The 15,353-nt window shown below is 61.9% G+C and carries 15 protein-coding genes; 6 read left to right on the forward strand and 9 right to left on the reverse strand.

Annotated elements, in window-relative coordinates; all coding sequences use genetic code 11:
• Positions 1-46: 46 nt before the first annotated feature.
• The 4 genes from C8D92_RS02020 to C8D92_RS02035 all read right to left on the reverse strand — a co-directional run bounded on the left by C8D92_RS02020 (position 47) and on the right by C8D92_RS02035 (position 3,862).
• Positions 47-1,039: an alpha-L-glutamate ligase-like protein gene (locus C8D92_RS02020; RefSeq protein ID WP_116918285.1), complete on the reverse strand. Its 993-nt coding sequence runs from the start codon at positions 1,037-1,039 to the stop codon at positions 47-49.
• The gene (locus tag C8D92_RS02025) at positions 1,036-2,550 is read right to left on the reverse strand and encodes an inactive transglutaminase family protein (RefSeq protein WP_116918286.1); all 1,515 of its coding nucleotides are present in this window, start codon (positions 2,548-2,550) and stop codon (positions 1,036-1,038) included. Before C8D92_RS02025 ends, C8D92_RS02020 begins: the two co-directional genes overlap by 4 nt.
• Positions 2,547-3,404, reverse strand: coding sequence for an ATP-dependent zinc protease family protein (locus C8D92_RS02030; RefSeq protein WP_116918287.1), 858 nt, complete (start codon positions 3,402-3,404; stop codon positions 2,547-2,549). The genes C8D92_RS02025 and C8D92_RS02030 overlap by 4 nt, the downstream gene beginning before the upstream one ends.
• Before the next feature lie 113 nt (positions 3,405-3,517).
• Complete coding sequence (locus tag C8D92_RS02035) at positions 3,518-3,862, reverse strand: hypothetical protein (RefSeq protein ID WP_133243096.1); 345 nt, start codon at positions 3,860-3,862, stop codon at positions 3,518-3,520.
• A gap of 296 nt (positions 3,863-4,158) precedes the next feature.
• Here C8D92_RS02035 and C8D92_RS02040 point away from each other — a divergent pair, with 296 nt between their 5' ends.
• Positions 4,159-5,790 (forward strand): DNA recombination protein RmuC, encoded by a 1,632-nt coding sequence (locus C8D92_RS02040; protein ID WP_423837061.1) that lies wholly within the window; start codon positions 4,159-4,161, stop codon positions 5,788-5,790.
• Between the two features lie 318 nt (positions 5,791-6,108).
• On the forward strand, positions 6,109-6,942 hold the full coding sequence (locus C8D92_RS02045; protein WP_095610454.1) for a hypothetical protein: 834 nt from the start codon (positions 6,109-6,111) through the stop codon (positions 6,940-6,942).
• Here the strand turns inward: C8D92_RS02045 and C8D92_RS02050 are convergent.
• The gene (locus C8D92_RS02050) at positions 6,930-7,958 is read right to left on the reverse strand and encodes an AraC family transcriptional regulator (protein WP_095610453.1); all 1,029 of its coding nucleotides are present in this window, start codon (positions 7,956-7,958) and stop codon (positions 6,930-6,932) included. The two genes, C8D92_RS02045 and C8D92_RS02050, sit on opposite strands and share 13 nt — an antisense overlap.
• A 175-nt stretch (positions 7,959-8,133) precedes the next feature.
• On the opposite strand from C8D92_RS02050, the gene C8D92_RS02055 reads away from it, so the two are divergent.
• Positions 8,134-9,270 carry a CaiB/BaiF CoA transferase family protein gene (locus C8D92_RS02055; RefSeq protein WP_116918289.1) on the forward strand — a complete coding sequence of 379 codons (1,137 nt, stop codon included), beginning with the start codon at positions 8,134-8,136 and terminating at the stop codon, positions 9,268-9,270.
• Here the strand turns inward: C8D92_RS02055 and C8D92_RS02060 are convergent.
• Positions 9,258-10,298, reverse strand: a complete 1,041-nt coding sequence (locus tag C8D92_RS02060) for an AraC family transcriptional regulator (protein WP_116918290.1) — start codon at positions 10,296-10,298, stop codon at positions 9,258-9,260. The two genes, C8D92_RS02055 and C8D92_RS02060, sit on opposite strands and share 13 nt — an antisense overlap.
• Positions 10,299-10,593: 295 nt before the next feature.
• The gene (locus C8D92_RS02065) at positions 10,594-11,565 is read right to left on the reverse strand and encodes a response regulator (protein WP_116918291.1); all 972 of its coding nucleotides are present in this window, start codon (positions 11,563-11,565) and stop codon (positions 10,594-10,596) included.
• Between the two features lie 230 nt (positions 11,566-11,795).
• Here C8D92_RS02065 and C8D92_RS02070 point away from each other — a divergent pair, with 230 nt between their 5' ends.
• The gene (locus C8D92_RS02070; RefSeq protein ID WP_409456167.1) at positions 11,796-13,193 is read left to right on the forward strand and encodes an AmpG family muropeptide MFS transporter; all 1,398 of its coding nucleotides are present in this window, start codon (positions 11,796-11,798) and stop codon (positions 13,191-13,193) included.
• Positions 13,194-13,318: 125 nt separating this feature from the next.
• On the opposite strand, the gene C8D92_RS15820 is transcribed toward C8D92_RS02070, so the two are convergent.
• Positions 13,319-13,465, reverse strand: a complete 147-nt coding sequence (locus C8D92_RS15820) for an MGMT family protein (RefSeq protein ID WP_341477023.1) — start codon at positions 13,463-13,465, stop codon at positions 13,319-13,321.
• Positions 13,449-14,210, reverse strand: a complete 762-nt coding sequence (locus C8D92_RS02080; protein WP_095611262.1) for an SDR family oxidoreductase — start codon at positions 14,208-14,210, stop codon at positions 13,449-13,451. The genes C8D92_RS15820 and C8D92_RS02080 overlap by 17 nt, the downstream gene beginning before the upstream one ends.
• Positions 14,211-14,326: 116 nt before the next feature.
• Between C8D92_RS02080 and C8D92_RS02085 the strand changes: the two genes are divergently transcribed.
• Together C8D92_RS02085 and groES are read left to right on the forward strand one after the other, a co-directional pair.
• Entirely contained in the window at positions 14,327-14,833 is a 507-nt protein-coding gene (locus C8D92_RS02085) for an FxsA family protein (protein WP_095611261.1), read from the forward strand.
• A 176-nt stretch (positions 14,834-15,009) separates the two neighbouring features.
• A complete protein-coding gene (gene groES, locus C8D92_RS02090; protein ID WP_095611260.1) occupies positions 15,010-15,300 on the forward strand; it encodes a co-chaperone GroES in 291 nt (96 codons plus the stop codon).
• Positions 15,301-15,353: the final 53 nt, after the last annotated feature.

Genomic DNA, 15,353 nt, shown 5'->3' on the forward strand with positions numbered 1-15,353 from the left:
CAGACGGTATCGAGATCAGAAACCCGCCGGCCTCCGGCGGGTTTTTTTATGGTGAGGAGACCGGCTCGGGTTCTGGATTCGCCGGCGACATCAGAGGCGCGCCAAAACGGCCCATTGCGTAGTCGACACGCTCTTCCGCCGTGAGGTGAGGGCGTCGAAGGGCTTCGATGTGGCGGAGTCGGGGCAGCAGGCCCTGACCATTGGCCATCTGGATCGCCAGGCCTGGCCGGGCGTTCAGCTCCAGCAGCATCGGACCGTCGGTCGCGTCGATGACCATGTCGGCCCCCATGTAGCCCAGACCGGTGGCGTCATAGCAGCGTGAGGCCATCAGAAGCAGCGTCCGCCAGTCCGGAATGGACAGCCGATTCAGGGGCAGGCCCGTGTCCGGATGGGTGTGAACCGTGCGGTTGAACTGAACGGCGTGGAGGGCAGAGCCCGTTCCGATGTCCAGCCCGACACCGATTGCTCCCTGGTGCAGGTTCGCCTTGCCGTCAGAGGCATGGGAGGCCAGGCGGAGCATTGCCATGACGGGGTAACCCTGAAACACCACGATGCGGATGTCGGGCACGCCCTCGAAGGACTGCTCGTTGAGCTGAGGGCTGCATTCGATCAGGTCCTCGACAATGGCCACGTCAGGGCTGCCGCCCAGTGAGTAGAGGCCCGCCAGGATATTGGACAGGTGTCGTTCGAGAAACGCCAGATCCACCGCGTTGCCGGAGCCTTTCAGAAAACGGTCACCGTCCCGTCCGGTAATGACAACGATGCCTTTGCCCCCCGACCCCTTCGCCGGTTTAATGGCTAAGCTGCCCAGCTGGTCGGCCTGCTCACGGAACCGCGGAATGTCGTGCTGGAGCCGGATGACCTGCTTCAGGCCCGGTGTAGCCACGCCATAGTCCGCGGCGAGCAGCTTGGTGCGCAGTTTGTTATCGACCAGCGGATATGAGGCCCGGTCGTTATATCGGGCGATATAGTCCACGTTCCGGCGATTCATGCTCAGCATCCCGAGCCGGGCAAGCCGGAAAGGGGAGATCCATTTCATGGTTCGTGCTCACTCATGGGCTCGAACCGGTGCAGCTCGCTGAGCTTGTAGCCGGTATAGCGTCCCAGAAGGAGGATGGCCGCCAGCACCACCAGGTGCAGCTCGGGAAAGTTGAAGGTCAGGTGGCCCACCAGCGGCGCCTGCATGACCAGATAGGCCAGAACCGCCACAATCAGGCTGCCGGCGCCCTGTACGACCACTTCCCGGGCACCCTCCTCCTCCCAGAGAATCGACATGCGTTCGATGGTCCAGGCAAGAATCACCATTGGGAAAAAGGTGACAGTCATGCCCGGGTTGAACCCCATCTGGTAACCAACAATGCTGATACCCGCACTGATGAAAATCACCAGGATGATGAGGGTGGCGATTCGAGAGACGAGCAACAGGTTCAGGCTGGACAGGTAGCCCCGTAATAACAGCCCCACCGTCACCACAGCGATGAACGTCACCAGTCCGGGCAGCAGGGAGGTTTGCAGGAAAGCGACGGCGATCAGTACAGGCATGAATGTGCCTGAGGTGCGTACGCCAATGATGATGCGCATGAATGCCACCACCAGCGCCCCCAGCGGCAGGAGCAGGAGCGTGCGGAACATACCCTGCTCCTCGACCGGAAGCTGATAGAGGCTGAGGAACCCCAGACCTTCCTGTGTGGCTTCCGAGCGCGCGAGGCTCAGGGCGGGAATCGTCTGACGCATCATCGAGAAATTGACTTCCGAGGCTTCTCCGCCCATCACGTCGAGGAGTGACGTTGCATCCCGACGCCAGAGCAGGACATTGTCCGGAACGCCCTGATCGCCTGTGCGGGGATTGAAGGTCAGCCACCGTTCGCCATTGTGTATTTCGAGAAACGGCTTGAGGGGCTGCAGCCGGCGGGCGTTCTCCAGAACAAGCCCGCCGACGGTACGCGCCGGAATCCCGGCATGCCGAAGCAGCTCCGGCAGCAGGTCGTGGGTGTCGTTCTCGGTCAGAAGCAGTGAGGCATTCTGGTCCGGGTCGGACGACCGGATCAGCTTGATCAGCTCCCGGGTCAGGCTCTCGGGTGTGCTGGAGCGCTGCCGGGCAACGGACAGCACCTGGTCGACGGCGGTTGCCTGCGGTTCCTCCCAGAATACCGGCTCCGGTGCCGGGGGCGGTTGAGAGACGGGTGTCCCCTGCTCCGGGTCCCGCGTGAACTGTGCCTTGAAGTACAGGGTCTGGGGGCCGGTGGCCTGCCGGATGGACCACTCACCGCGACGCAGTCCCTGTTTCCGGACCACTGAGAATCCATAACCCGGCGATGCCGCCTGTTCCGACAGGACCCGGAAGCCGGGCGGCTGCTCCGGCAGGTTCAGGCTGGCGCGGACGGGGTCGCCCACCGCTTCAAAATCGATCCGGGCCTCGACGAGCCAGGTGGTCTGCTGATCGCCCGGCAGCCAGGGGATGTCCAGCTCGTAATGACGGAGAGCGGAGAGCAGGATGCCCGTGATGAGCAGGATGAAAACGCCGGCGTAGAAAGGGCGACGGGACCTCATTCATCCTCTCCCGTGCGCCTCGCGCCTGGCGCCGAACGGGCTTCGTGGGGCAGGCGGGTCTCATACTCCTGTCCGACATCGATCACCATCACGTCCCTCAGGATATTCCGGCCGATGAGCATCCGGTGCGACAGGTGGGACCGGTTGGCGAGGGTAAACTCGGCTTCACGGACGGTGTCCCCAATCATGAACTTGAGAAGGACAACGGGGCGACGCTCATACCCATCGGTTGAGGACTGGATAATGCGCACGATCCGCTCCACCGGTCGCTCCAGTGTGACGAGTTCGGCCTTCATGCGGTCATCCTCGTCCTCTTTGGGCTCTTCGGTGCGGCGCGTGGGGTGTGGAATATCGAATCGCACCCATTCCTCGCCGTTACGTTCGAACAGACTGACATTCCGCGCATCCATTGAGGCGGTTTCTGCCCCGCTGTCCACACGCGCCCTGTATACAAAGCCCGGCTCCGGAAGATAGACCTGCTCAAGCTGCCCGACGATCTGCTTATCCGTCGCTGGTGGCGACTCCGTACGAGGCCCCTGGTTGGAAGACTGTGAGGAGCGGGGCCCGGAGCAGGAAGGCTGAGGCGTCTGCGGACAGACGGGCGGTTTGATCTGATCCCGGATGGTGTCGATCAGCGCCCGGGTATTGTCATTATTGTTGAGGACAAGGCCCCGATGATGGGAGTGCAGAGCCGTCTCGAGCTGCATGATTCGATCGGATTGCTGCTGCTCACGCTCTTCCAGATCGGACAGGGCCTGACGCTCGACCAGAACATTGGATGCGCAGCCGGTGAGAAGGGTGACCAGGCACAACAACAGAAACGACGACACATTCCGGGGCGCGTGCGCTGACATGGCATCCTCTGAAAAAACCCGACGTTATGAGCCGCCTGATTGTACAGAAAAATGCCAATATGGACTTTACGGAATCGTAAGTTCCCTGTCGGTGCGCAGGCTGCAATGCCCAGTCAGTTACTGGCATGTTGGTGGATATAATGCCCCGCCTCGATCAGGTCGTCCGAGCGCAGGTAGTCCTGAAGACTGGGTGGGCAGTTGAGATACAGCAGCAACAGTTCGCGCTGGATGTCCTGATCCTGAATCCGGGATGCGAAGTGAATCAGCCGGCGCATGCCGCTGTTCCGGTCACTGTCGAATGCCTGATGGAAGCGCAGCTCCAGAAGCGTCTGCAGCCGTTCCAGATGATAGCGGCCAGTGTGTGTCAGGTCCTCGCTGAGGTTCACCTCACCACGGTCGTCGTTACAGGCGTGAAACAGGCTTTGACCGGTTGTTCGACGCCACAGAGCTTTGAGCATGGCCATGTCCCGAAATCCTTGTTTCCAGCGTTGCCGCCAGGTCGCCCCACGGTGGACGAGGGAACCATTTGTCATTTTAGGTCTTTGGTCCCTACCTGACTACTAGTCGAGTTTACGCCTGTATGCCAGGCCTGGATGCAGCGAATTCGTGAATAAACGTCATAATGTGCGACAGGTCTAAACTTGCCGCCCCCTTTTGAGACGCTGGTCATCCGGCCACGGTTCCATCGAATGTGATCGGCAAGGGATGGCCGCTTTTGGTAGGGTTTGGGTTTGATTCGAGGGGAGGTTCTTGCGTGGCCGAATCGATACTGTTGGGGCTGACGCCGGCCGGGGTATTGACCAGTCTGTTTGCCATCATTGGGACCGCGCTGGCCGTTTGGGGCTGGCTCCGTCGGGACTATCGCCGGCAACTGTCAGACAGTCGTGCCGAGCGGGACGAGCTGGAAAGTGAGCTTGGGCGTCAGCGTGCTCAGCGGGAAGCGGCCGAGCGCGAACAGGCACTGACTGAGCAGTCGCTGGAACAGCTTCGCGAGCAGGTGGACACTCTCAGGCACGAGTTGGGGGAGGCGCGCGCGGAACGGGAGAGCTGGCGCCAGAAGGCGGGTGGTTTCGAGAACCGCGTGTCGGCGCTGGAGGCGGACAACACGTCGTTGCATGAGCGTCGGCAGCAGCTCGATGACGAGCTGTCCCAGTTGCGCGAGCGCTACGAGGAGCAGACGCGCGCACTGTCCTCGGCGCGGGAATCGATCCGGGAATACGAGGTGACGCTGGAGGAAGAGCGTCGTGCGACCAAGGAGAAACTCGACCTTCTCGAACGCAACCGGGACAGCCTGAAGCAGGAATTCGAGAATCTTGCCAACCGCATTTTCGACCAGAAGAGTGAGCGCTTCAGCAAGCAGACCAAGAGCAGTCTGGACACGCTGCTGAACCCCTTCCGTGAACAGCTCCAGGACTTCCGCAAGCGGGTGGAGGACGTCTACACCCATGAAACGAAGGACCGCCAGGCGCTGCGTAGCCAGATTGAGAGTCTCCAGAAGCTGAACCGGGAAATCACCGAAGAGGCGTCGAACCTGACCCGGGCGCTGCGGGGCGACAAGAAGGTCCAGGGCAACTGGGGCGAACTGATTCTGGAACGGGTGCTCGAGCGCTCGGGGCTGCGAAAAGGCGTGGAGTATGAGACCCAGGGCAGCTACCGGGACGGTGATGGCCAGTTGCTGCGGCCTGACGTCGTCGTGCATCTGCCGGATCAGCGCAATGTCATCATCGACTCCAAGGTGTCGCTGGTGGCCTACCAGGAATGGGTGCGTGAGGACGACGATGAGGCGGCACGGGCCGAGCACCTCAAAGAGCACATCGACGCGGTTCGTCAGCATATCCGTACGCTCAGTGAGAAGGACTACAGCCAGCTGCACGGGCTGCATTCCCCGGACTTTGTGTTGCTGTTCATGCCGATTGAGCCGGCCTTTGTGGCGGCCTTCCAGCACGACGAAAACCTGTTCGCCGAAGCCTTTGACCGGGGCATCATCGTTGTGACGCCGACCACGCTGCTGGCGACTCTGCGAACGATCGAGAATATCTGGCGCTACGAGCGCCAGAGCCAGAACGCTCGTCAGATCGCCGATCGGGCGGGCGCCGTTTACGACAAGCTGCGTGTCTTCGTGGAATCCATGGAGCGCCTTGGCGGCCAGTTGCAGACGGCACAGGGCACCTATGATGCGGCGATGAACACCTTGACCCGGGGCAAGGGGAACCTGATTTCACAGGCCAACCGGTTTGTTGAGCTGGGGGTTCGGGTGCGCAAGGAATTGCCCAGGTCGGTGCGGGATCAGGCCGAGGTCGATCGGGACGACCTGCCCAACGAAGACGAGCCGGACCACGAAGAGACCGAAGACGACGCCGTCTCGGATTCCGGCACAACGTCCTGAGCCAATACACGGGTTTGGAATCCAGATCACACTCTCCACTCCCGGAGCTGGCCTAGAATGACTCCATGGCAATGCTTGGATACAGGGAGTCTGCTTGATGCTGTGCGTAATCCCGATGGACCCTGCAATGAGTGCTCACCGAGACGGCGATGAGGATGAGAACCGGGGTGGTGGGACCCGGATCATCGACTGATGACTCCCGAATGCCATTCTCTTGAAAACCAGTGCCGGTTGGCAGACACTTTTCGTCAAACCCCCCGACGCCCACCGGTCCCGGGGCGCGTCTTGTTATCGAGTGGTTGTTAAGGAGTGGCCAGTATGGGGATTGCAGGTCGTATCGCTGTGTTTGTTGGCCTGATGCTGTCCCAGGCGGCATTCGCGCTTCCCCCCGAGCATGAAACCCGACGCCTGATGCTGGCGGTCGAGCAGGCGATTGACGAGCAGCGCTGGGAGGATGCGGCCGGTTTCATCAACCGTCTGCAGACGTTGGATGCCGGTAAGCCGTTGGCCTATCAGTTCTACAGGGGCCGGGTCATGCTGAATGCGGGGCAGTTGAATGAAGCCCGCGCGGCGCTTGAATCCTATGTGACCAACGCCGGTTCCCAAGCCCCGCATTATCGTGAGGCATTGAAGCTGATTACGAACATTGACCGCCGCACGGCGCAGACCTCTGGTGGGACGGATGAAGGGCCGGGGGATGAGCCGGTGGCGGTGATTGAACCGACCGGCAACGACCGGATTGAGCGTCTGAAGACACTGTATCTGGTCGGTAGCCCGGTCGCGGCGCTCGAAAAACACCTCAACAGCCTGTTGGAACTCAATGCCTGGCGTCGTGGCAATCAGCGCGTTGTGAAAGCCAACGAGCCGCCGGATATCGCCTACCGGGTGTTTGCCCGGGAAGAGGGCACGCTGAACGTGCAGGAGCGCCGTCGGACCCGAACCGATGGCCGTGCTGAAGTGGTCTCCGATGAGTTTGCCGTGTATGGCGTCGGTCGTCAGGTTTCCTGGGATTGCCCCGGATCGGAGCGAGCCTGCTGGCTCTATGATCCCCGAGACGGCAGTCGCTGGATGAAACTGGCGGACCGGCCCGATGCGGTTGAGGAAATTGCCGAAACGCTCGGCGACCTGATCCGTCAGCTTCAGTCTCCCTGAGCCTCTGATGCACGCTCGCTGCGCTCGCGCCATGCGCCTGGGGTCATCCCGGTCCATTTCTTGAACGCGCGATGAAACGTGGACGGCTCGGTGAACCCCACCTCGTGGGCAATGTCGTTGATGGGCCGGTCCTGTCGGTTCAGGTGGTATATGGCCAGATCCCGCCGAAGCAGGTCCTTGATCTCCTGAAATGAGGTGTTTTCCTGTCGCAGTCGCCGCCGCAGCGTCTGGGGGCTGACATGCAGCTCTCCGGCAATCCATTCGAAATCGGGTAGGGGGCGGGAGAGATCGCGGCCGATCAGGGCTCGGATGCGTCCGGTGTAGGAGTTGCTGGCATCCGGGCGGGCCAGCAGGTCCGCCGGTGATGTCCGCAGGAATCGTTTCATTTCCGGTCGGTCCCGGATGATGGGGGCATCCAGAAAACGGGCGTCGAAAATCAGCTCCGTGCGCCAGGTTTCAAAGACCAGTGGGCAATGAAAGATGTGTCGGTATTCGTCACCATGGTCGGGGCAGGGCCATGCGAAGCGGGCCTCGTTGAGTGTGATGGCGCCGCCGATCAGCCAGCTCGCCAGTCGATGCCAGATGACCAGCACGCTCTCACGGAAAAAGAACCAGGGGTCGCTGAAGTCACCGTCGATGCGCAATTGCAGCCGGGCGAGATTCCCCTGTCGTTCGAGTCTCATGCCGGCCGGGGGATCGAACAGCGCGCAGAACCGCCAGGCGCGCTCGAGCATGCCGGCGAGAGTGCTGCATTCCATGATCAGTTCGCACATGGTGGCGAAGGTGCCGGTCCGGCATCGTCGTGGCCCCAGCCCCATGAACTCGTCGTCCATGGTCTGCCAAAGCGTCTGCATCAGCCGGGTGAACTCATCGCTGCTGACCCGCCCGCCCGCAGACGCCAGCCGATCCGGTGCCACGCCGACTCGCCGCAGTAGGCGATCGGTGTCGTAACCCTGCTGTTCTGCGCCGCTGAGGGCGGCCCGAACGAAATGTCCGGAAACGGTCAGTTCCGCCATGGTCCGGTGCGATCACTCCTGTCGTGGTGCGGCGTTCATGGTATAGCGCGAGCCCGGGAAAGAAAACGTGGCAGATCCGGCCAATTGGCATGGCGGCTTCAGCTCTTGGCTCCAGGGGGCTTTCCCGACATCCTGACAGGCTGATCGTGCCAAAACCATCACACAGGAGATTGCCATGGCCGGACCGCTTGAAGGACTCAGGGTGCTGGATTTCACCACATTACTGCCGGGGCCGTGCGCCACCATGATGCTGGCGGATATGGGCGCGGACGTGCTCCGGGTGGAGGCGCCGGATCGCATGGACCTGACACGGGTGATGCCACCCCATGATCGTGGTGAAAGTACGGCCCATGCCTGGCTCAACCGCGGTAAGCAATCCCTGGCCCTCGACCTCAAAGACCCGGACAGCGTGGCGCTGGTCAAGTCGCTGGTAGCGGACTATGACATTGTGATCGAGCAGTTTCGTCCCGGCGTGATGGGGCGTCTCGGTCTGGACTATGACACGCTCGCCGCCATCAACCCGTCACTGATCTACTGCTCCGTCACCGGCTATGGCCAGACTGGCCCCTACCGTGACCGGGCCGGCCATGACATCAATTACCTGTCGCTGGCCGGCGTGTCGAGCCATTGTGGCCGCAAGGGCGAGGGGCCACCCCCGCTGGGTATTCAGGTGGCCGATGTTGCTGGCGGCTCGCACCACGCGGTTATGGGGATCCTGGCGGCGGTGGTGCACCGTCAGCGGACCGGTGATGGGCAGTTCGTGGACGTCAGCATGACGGATGCCGCGTTCTCCCTGAACGGGATGGCGGGAGCCGCCTGTCTGGCGGGCGGGCAGGAGCCGGGCCCCGAGTCCTCCATGCTGAGCGGCGGCAGTTTCTACGACTACTACCAGACCGCGGACGACCGGTGGCTGTCCGTCGGCAGCCTCGAGCCGCAGTTCATGCAGCGCCTGTGTGAGGCGTTGGGTCTGTCCGAGCTGAAAAGCCTGGGGCTGAGTCAGAAGCCCGAACATCAGCAGCAGCTGAGCGAGGCGATTGCTGAGGCCATTCGACAACAGCCGCTGTCGGTGTGGCAGGAGCGATTTGCCGAACTGGATGCCTGTGTCGAGCCCGTCCTGACGCTCTCAGAAGCCGCGCGGCACCCCCAGATCAATGCCCGGCACATGGTGATTGACGTGGACCGCGGTGACGGCACGCAGCAGCGCCAGCTTGGTCATCCCATCAAGTTCGGCCGGACGCCCTGCGAATCCCGTCATACGGGCCGACCGCTGGGTGCGGACAATGAAGCAATCAAGGCCCGTTACGAGTCCTGACGGGTCGCCTGTTGCCGGAACTCCCCTGGCGTGGTGCCCACCCGGTGGCGGAAATAGCGGTGAAACGAGGTCGTTTCGCTAAAGCCCAGTCGCAGGGCAATGTCCGGAATGGGCAGATCGGTCCGTTGCAGGTAGTCCTCGGCCAGCGATTGGCGAACCTCGTCAAGAACCTGCTGATAAGAGACGCCCTCCTGGCTCAGGCGGCGTTGCAGGGTCCGGCTGGTCATCCCGAGCTCGTTGGCGATCAGGTCCTGTCGGGTGACGCCCTGCAGCAGGTGGTGGCGAATCGCGACCCGGGCCCGGGTGACCAGCGTGGTGTCGCTGTCGATGGCGGCCATCTGGTCACGGGCATGGGCTTCCAGCGTTCGTCTGAGCGACGGTGCCGGATGGCGTAACGGCTCGGACAACAGGGCAGCGTCGGTGACCACACGATTGTCTGAAGCCTCGAAATGCACCGCGCATCCCCATCGCTGCCGGTAGGTGTGCTCCCATCGCTCGCCAGGTGAGGGGCGCTCGAGTGCCACCCGGATAGGGCCGGCGTCGGACTCCCCGCCAAGCCAGCGGGCGTAGTTGATCCAGGAGCCAAAGACGTTGTCCGTCATGTGGGCGCGTACGACCGGATCGGTATAGGCGCACTGCCAGACCAGGTGAACCTCGTCGCCATGCTGCTCAATGCGGGTCAGTCCCATGTCACCCACCAGTCGTTCATAGGGCGTGATTCGCTGAACCGCCTCGCCGAGCGTCGCACAGCTCATGGTGATGTAACCCAGTACGCTGTAGGAGCCCGGTTCGACGAAGTCCCCCGTGCGCAGTCCGAACACCGGATCGTCGGCGCTATCGCAAAGATGACGGAGGAACGTCTGGAAACGGGCGCCGTCCACCCGGTCATCGTCGGCCCTAAGATCCGTTTCGCTGAGTCCGGCTGCCCGGAGCAGTGGGGGCGTGGCGATGCCGTGATGATCGGCGGCGCGGAGGTATTGGCGGATAGCGGCGACGGAGACCGTGCCAAGGGTACTGTTCTGGGTCATGTCAGTCCGGGCAATCCGAGTCTCGGAATGGGGCAATGACCGTATTGTGGCGGGAAACCGGGCAATAAAAAAGGCGGACCATGGGCCCGCCTGACAAGGAGAGAACGAAAGTGCCTGAACGTTCAAATCGTTGGGATGCAGAGCCTCATACTGCGACGGAGGGACAACAGACTCCTCCGGCATGAGGGATACCGCTTACATCCCTGAAAACAATACTAGGCACGGGCGCGTTCCGAGTCTGTTTGTGAACGGTGTCGCAATGTAACGGAATGTATTCGGCAGGCCTGGCGCCGAGTCAGGCCTGCTCAGTGACGGAAGGGCGGACCTCCGTGAAGCGGCGGGTGCTGAGAGCCTCGCTGAGTCCCTCCTGAGCCGTTTGCTCCATTGTCGCGGGGTCCGGGGTGCCTCGCCCTGCGTCTGCCTGACAGAGAGTCATGGCCGCCTCCACCTCGATGAAGCCGGCGGCGGTTTTCACGGCCTTGTGGTTGATGCCCTCATACAGCCGCCGGAATGCCCCGGTCGAGCAGCGTTCGGCGTCCGGGAAGTGGGCGATAATGGCGAACCGATCGTCCTGTAACCGGCAGAGCGCATCAAGCGGACGGATCAGGCTGTTCAGCCGCCGTCCGATGCCCTGTGCCAGCTCGGCCATCGCGGATTCGCCGTGGCGACGGGCGAGTCCCGACCAGCCCCGCAGCCCAATCAGAAGCATTGCCGTGGCGCCGCCCCGGGATTCGCACTGGCGCAGGCTTTCCTGCAGTCTCTGGCGGGCATAGCGTGCGTTGCCCAGGCCGGTTTCGGGGTCGGCAATGCTGCTCGACGATAGTTGCCGGTTGTTCTCCAGTAGCAGCGCATTGCTGGCGAGCAGGGCGTTCTGGCGGTCGGCCATCCGGTTGGCGGCGAATACGCGCGGCACCAGTTGCTTGTTCATGTCCGATTTGTAGATGAAGTCATCCACACCCCGGTCAAAGGCCTGGGAAAGCGCCTCCATACTCTCCTTCGCTGTCAGCAGGATGATGTAGGTGTAGTGGTTCTTCTGCTCGTCCTGCTGACGGATGCGGTCAGTCAGGTCCAGCCCGTCCATTTCCGGCATCAGCCAGTCAGCAATCAGGACGCTGACGGGGCGCTCCTCCAGAAGATGGAGGGCGGATGGGGCATCGTTGGCAATACGCACATCGCGGTAACCGGCCTTCTGGAGGGCGCGGCTGACCACCATGCTGCTGAAACGGGCGTCATCAACGACGAGGATGGGCAGATCGGGGTTGGGCATAATCGGTACAACATTTCCGCGAGGGTCACCGGAGCGGGCCCATGGTTGAACGAGGTGCGAATGGCTTGCCGCCGTTCGCCGAGGCCGTCATTATAGCCGTTTCGTCCCCTGACGCCGCCGTGGAATGTAAAAAATCGTGGTATCGTCGAGGGTTATGGCGATTCCGTGCCCGTGCCGTGACGAGGCACACAGTTCGGGTGTGAACCCGGTCGGAGACTGGTGATGGAGCATTGACTATCAAAGCGTCGTCCCTCGCGAGTTGGTATCGAGACATTGTCGACACCTATGCTCACTGGCAGGTGGTGGTTCTTCTGTTCCTCGGGTTCTCGGCCGGGCTGCCGTTTCTGCTGGTGTTTTCGACCCTGAACGCCCGGCTGGCCGATGTCGGCGTGGAGACGGCGACCATTGGGTTCTTCAGCTGGCTGGGCATCACCTACTCGATCAAGGTCTTTTGGGCACCCGTGGTGGACCGCCTGTCGCTGCCTCTTCTGGATCGCTGGCTGGGCAAGCGCCGCAGCTGGATGCTGCTGGCCCAGGCTGGGATCGCCACCGGGCTTGTTCTCATGGCTCGTACCGACGCCACTGTGGCACCGGTCACGATGGCGCTCTTCGGCCTGCTGGTTGCCTTCTCGTCGGCCACTCAGGATGTGGCCATTGATGCGTACCGGATCGAGATAGCCCCAGAGCGGTTGCAGGCGGCACTGGCGGCGGCGTACATCTTCGGATATCGCGTCGCGTTGCTGGTTGCAGGCGCCGGTGCGCTCTATCTTGCTGAGTTCTGGTCCTGGCAGGTGTCCTATGAAGTCATGGCCCTGTTGGTCGGTATCGGCGTTGTGACTGTCCTTATCTCACGGGAGCCGTCGGTCAACCATCACGGTGTCGCCGCGGACCTGTCTGAGCGTGTGGAAGCTGAGGTCCAGCGGTATGGTCATCTGTCACCGCGCCTGGCCCGTCTGGCAGGGTGGTTTTCTGCGGCGGTGGCCGGACCGTTCGTTGATTTCTTCCACCGTTACCGGCGGTTTTCGATCCTGATTCTGTTGCTGGTGTCGGTGTACCGGATATGCGACCTGTCGATGGGCGTTATGGCCAATCCGTTTTATCTCAATTTCATGGAATTCACGAAGACGGAGGTGGCCGACATCACCAAGATCTTCGGCTTCTTCATGACCATTCTCGGTTCGGCCATCGGTGGTGTGCTTGTGGTGCGTTACGGCGTGCGCCGGATTCTGCTGACCGGTGCGGTGCTGACGGCGCTGAGTAACCTGCTGTTTGCCCTGATTGCCCAGTACCCGCCGAACCTGACCAGCCTGGCGCTGGTCGTCAGCGCGGACAACCTCAGTGGCGGGATGGCGAATGTGGCGCTGATTGCCTGGCTATCGAGCATGACCAGTGCGGCCTTCACGGCGACTCAGTATGCGTTGTTCAGCTCCCTTATGACGTTACCGGGCAAGTTCATTGGTGGCTTTTCAGGACTGCTGGTGGAGGGGTTCGGGTATGCGGAGTTCTTTGTGATTTCCGCGTTCATGGGGATTCCGGCCATCGTGCTGTGCCTGTGGGCGATCCGGCGTGGGCCGGAGCTGGACGCGATGGCGCCTCAGGCTGAGGCGCCCGCGTCCGATACACGATAGCGTCGCATTGACACCCGGCGGTTGCGCACGATGACGCCTTCATCCATCAGCCGTTCGCGTTGGGTCTCGAAACCCGGAGAACCGGGAGGAAAGGCGATGCGGCTATCGGACCGCAGCACCCGATGTCACGGGATGTCGCTGTCGGGCGCCATCCGCCCCGGGAATCCCGCACGGGCGGCGACGCGTCCGTAGCTGTCGACGCGGCCGGGCGGAATGGCACAAACGATGTGCCACACCGCTTGGGTTTTCGGGTCCTCAGAGCCGGAGGGCACCGTCCACCTCGATCATGCGCCCGGAGACATAATCGTTCTCGAAGATGAACGCGGCGGCGGAAGCGATGTTCTCCGGCTGGCCCATGCGCTTGAGCGGAATGCCGGCGGTCATCTTCTCCAGCGCCTCGGGTTTCATGGAGGCGGTCATCTCGGTTTCGATGAAGCCCGGGGCAATGCCCATCACCCGGATGTTGTAGCGTGCCAGTTCCTTTGCCCAGGTGGGCACCAGCGCCGCAACCGCCGCCTTGGCGGAGGAGTAGTTGCTCTGGCCCATGTTGCCGGCGCGGGAGATGGAGCTGATGTTGATGATCACGCCGTCGTCACCATTGTCGATCATGTGGGTGGCGGCTTCGCGACCACACAGGAACACCCCGGTCAGGTTCACGTCGATCACCGACTGCCACTCCTGCAGGGACATGCGCTTTTCCACCTTGCCTTCCTTCGCCTTGACCAACAGGCCATCCCGGAGGATGCCGGCGTTGTTGATCAGGCCATTGAGCGCGCCGAAGTCCTCGACGATTTTCTGGAAGGTGGCCGCGACGTCCTCTTCCTTGGCAACATTACAGGTATAGGCCCGGGCGTCGCCATCCTCCGCACGAATCGCCTGTACCGCCTCGTCGAGCTTTTCGGGAACGAGGTCAATCAACGCCACGCGGGCCCCCTGGCGGGCGAGGTATTCACCCATGGCGCGCCCAAGGCCCTGGCCGCCGCCGGTAATTGCGATCACTGAATCTTGAACTTTCATTGTCTACCCTCACATCCAGACTAGTGGTTCCCTCTAAAGGCGGCAGTATATCAGACCGTCCGAACAGGCTCCGGTGATGGCCGGGGCGTCATTCATTCCATCGCATGGAGCCGTGCATGGGCGTTTTCCTATCCCTGTTCATTATCATGCCGATCGTCGAGATGGCGATCCTGATCAAGGTCGGCGGCATCATCGGTGCCCTGAATACGATTGGCCTGGTTCTGCTGACCGCCGTGATTGGCGCCTGGCTATTGCGTCAGCAGGGGCTCGCGACGCTTCTGAAAGCCAATCAGCGGGTGCAGAGCGGTGAGTTACCGGCGCGGGAGGTTGCTGAGGGGCTGATCCTGGCCGTGGGTGGGGCCTTGCTGCTCACGCCCGGCTTCGTGACCGACACGGTCGGATTTCTGTGTCTGCTACCGGGGTCGCGTCACTGGCTGGCAAACCAGGCACTAAAGCGCCTGGTCGTTTCCGGCACACAGGCAGGCGGTATGTACTTTTCGGCCGGGTCCGATCCGTTTGGCGGGATGCGGCCCGGCCGGGATGACGACATCATCGAGGGCGAATACCGGCGTCGGGATCGCGAGCACCGGACCATCGATCAGGACCGCATCGACCGCGACTGACCATTGGTCAGATTTTTTGGGGGGTCGGGTATTGAAAACCGGATCACGGGCCCCACATAGGAGTAACGAAGCGGCTGTGGGTTACGAACAATCTGTCAAAACAGGTGCTTACGGACCCCAGCGTTTTGAGCAAACGTCATTGCCAAAGACAACCTGACATTTGGAGAAAACGAGCAATGAAGATTCGTCCGCTACACGATCGTGTTGTCGTACGCCGTAAGGAAGAAGAGGAAAAAACCGCAGGCGGTATCGTTCTGCCGGGCAACGCCAAGGAGAAGCCGTCCCAGGGCGAAGTGATTGCCGTTGGTGAAGGCCGCGTACTCGATAATGGCGAGACGCGCGCACCGGCCGTGAAGGCAGGCGATACGGTGGTGTTTGGTCAGTACGCTGGTAGCACCGTCAAGATCGACGGTGAGGACCTGCTCATCATGAGCGAGAACGACATTTTCGGTGTGCTGGAAGACTGATCCAGCCCCGGTTCGGGCTCGCAATCAACGATCAAGATCAACGGAATAATTAG

Origin of the sequence: Tamilnaduibacter salinus (genome assembly GCF_003096655.1) — a bacterium.
GTDB classification, from domain to species: Bacteria; Pseudomonadota; Gammaproteobacteria; order Pseudomonadales; family Oleiphilaceae; genus Tamilnaduibacter; species Tamilnaduibacter salinus.

What these genes read in the sequence shown, in the direction of transcription:
- C8D92_RS02065 (WP_116918291.1), bottom strand. Translation starts at nt 11,565, where the DNA reads ATGCCCAACCCCGATCTGCCCATCCTCGTCGTTGATGACGCCCGTTTC.
- C8D92_RS02060 (WP_116918290.1), bottom strand. Translation starts at nt 10,298, where the DNA reads ATGACCCAGAACAGTACCCTTGGCACGGTCTCCGTCGCCGCTATCCGC.
- C8D92_RS02025 (WP_116918286.1), bottom strand. Translation starts at nt 2,550, where the DNA reads ATGAGGTCCCGTCGCCCTTTCTACGCCGGCGTTTTCATCCTGCTCATC.
- C8D92_RS02050 (WP_095610453.1), bottom strand. Translation starts at nt 7,958, where the DNA reads ATGGCGGAACTGACCGTTTCCGGACATTTCGTTCGGGCCGCCCTCAGC.
- C8D92_RS02035 (WP_133243096.1), bottom strand. Translation starts at nt 3,862, where the DNA reads ATGCTCAAAGCTCTGTGGCGTCGAACAACCGGTCAAAGCCTGTTTCAC.
- C8D92_RS02085 (WP_095611261.1), top strand. Translation starts at nt 14,327, where the DNA reads ATGGGCGTTTTCCTATCCCTGTTCATTATCATGCCGATCGTCGAGATG.
- groES (WP_095611260.1), top strand. Translation starts at nt 15,010, where the DNA reads ATGAAGATTCGTCCGCTACACGATCGTGTTGTCGTACGCCGTAAGGAA.
- C8D92_RS02020 (WP_116918285.1), bottom strand. Translation starts at nt 1,039, where the DNA reads ATGAAATGGATCTCCCCTTTCCGGCTTGCCCGGCTCGGGATGCTGAGC.
- C8D92_RS02045 (WP_095610454.1), top strand. Translation starts at nt 6,109, where the DNA reads ATGGGGATTGCAGGTCGTATCGCTGTGTTTGTTGGCCTGATGCTGTCC.
- C8D92_RS02055 (WP_116918289.1), top strand. Translation starts at nt 8,134, where the DNA reads ATGGCCGGACCGCTTGAAGGACTCAGGGTGCTGGATTTCACCACATTA.
- C8D92_RS02080 (WP_095611262.1), bottom strand. Translation starts at nt 14,210, where the DNA reads ATGAAAGTTCAAGATTCAGTGATCGCAATTACCGGCGGCGGCCAGGGC.
- C8D92_RS02030 (WP_116918287.1), bottom strand. Translation starts at nt 3,404, where the DNA reads ATGTCAGCGCACGCGCCCCGGAATGTGTCGTCGTTTCTGTTGTTGTGC.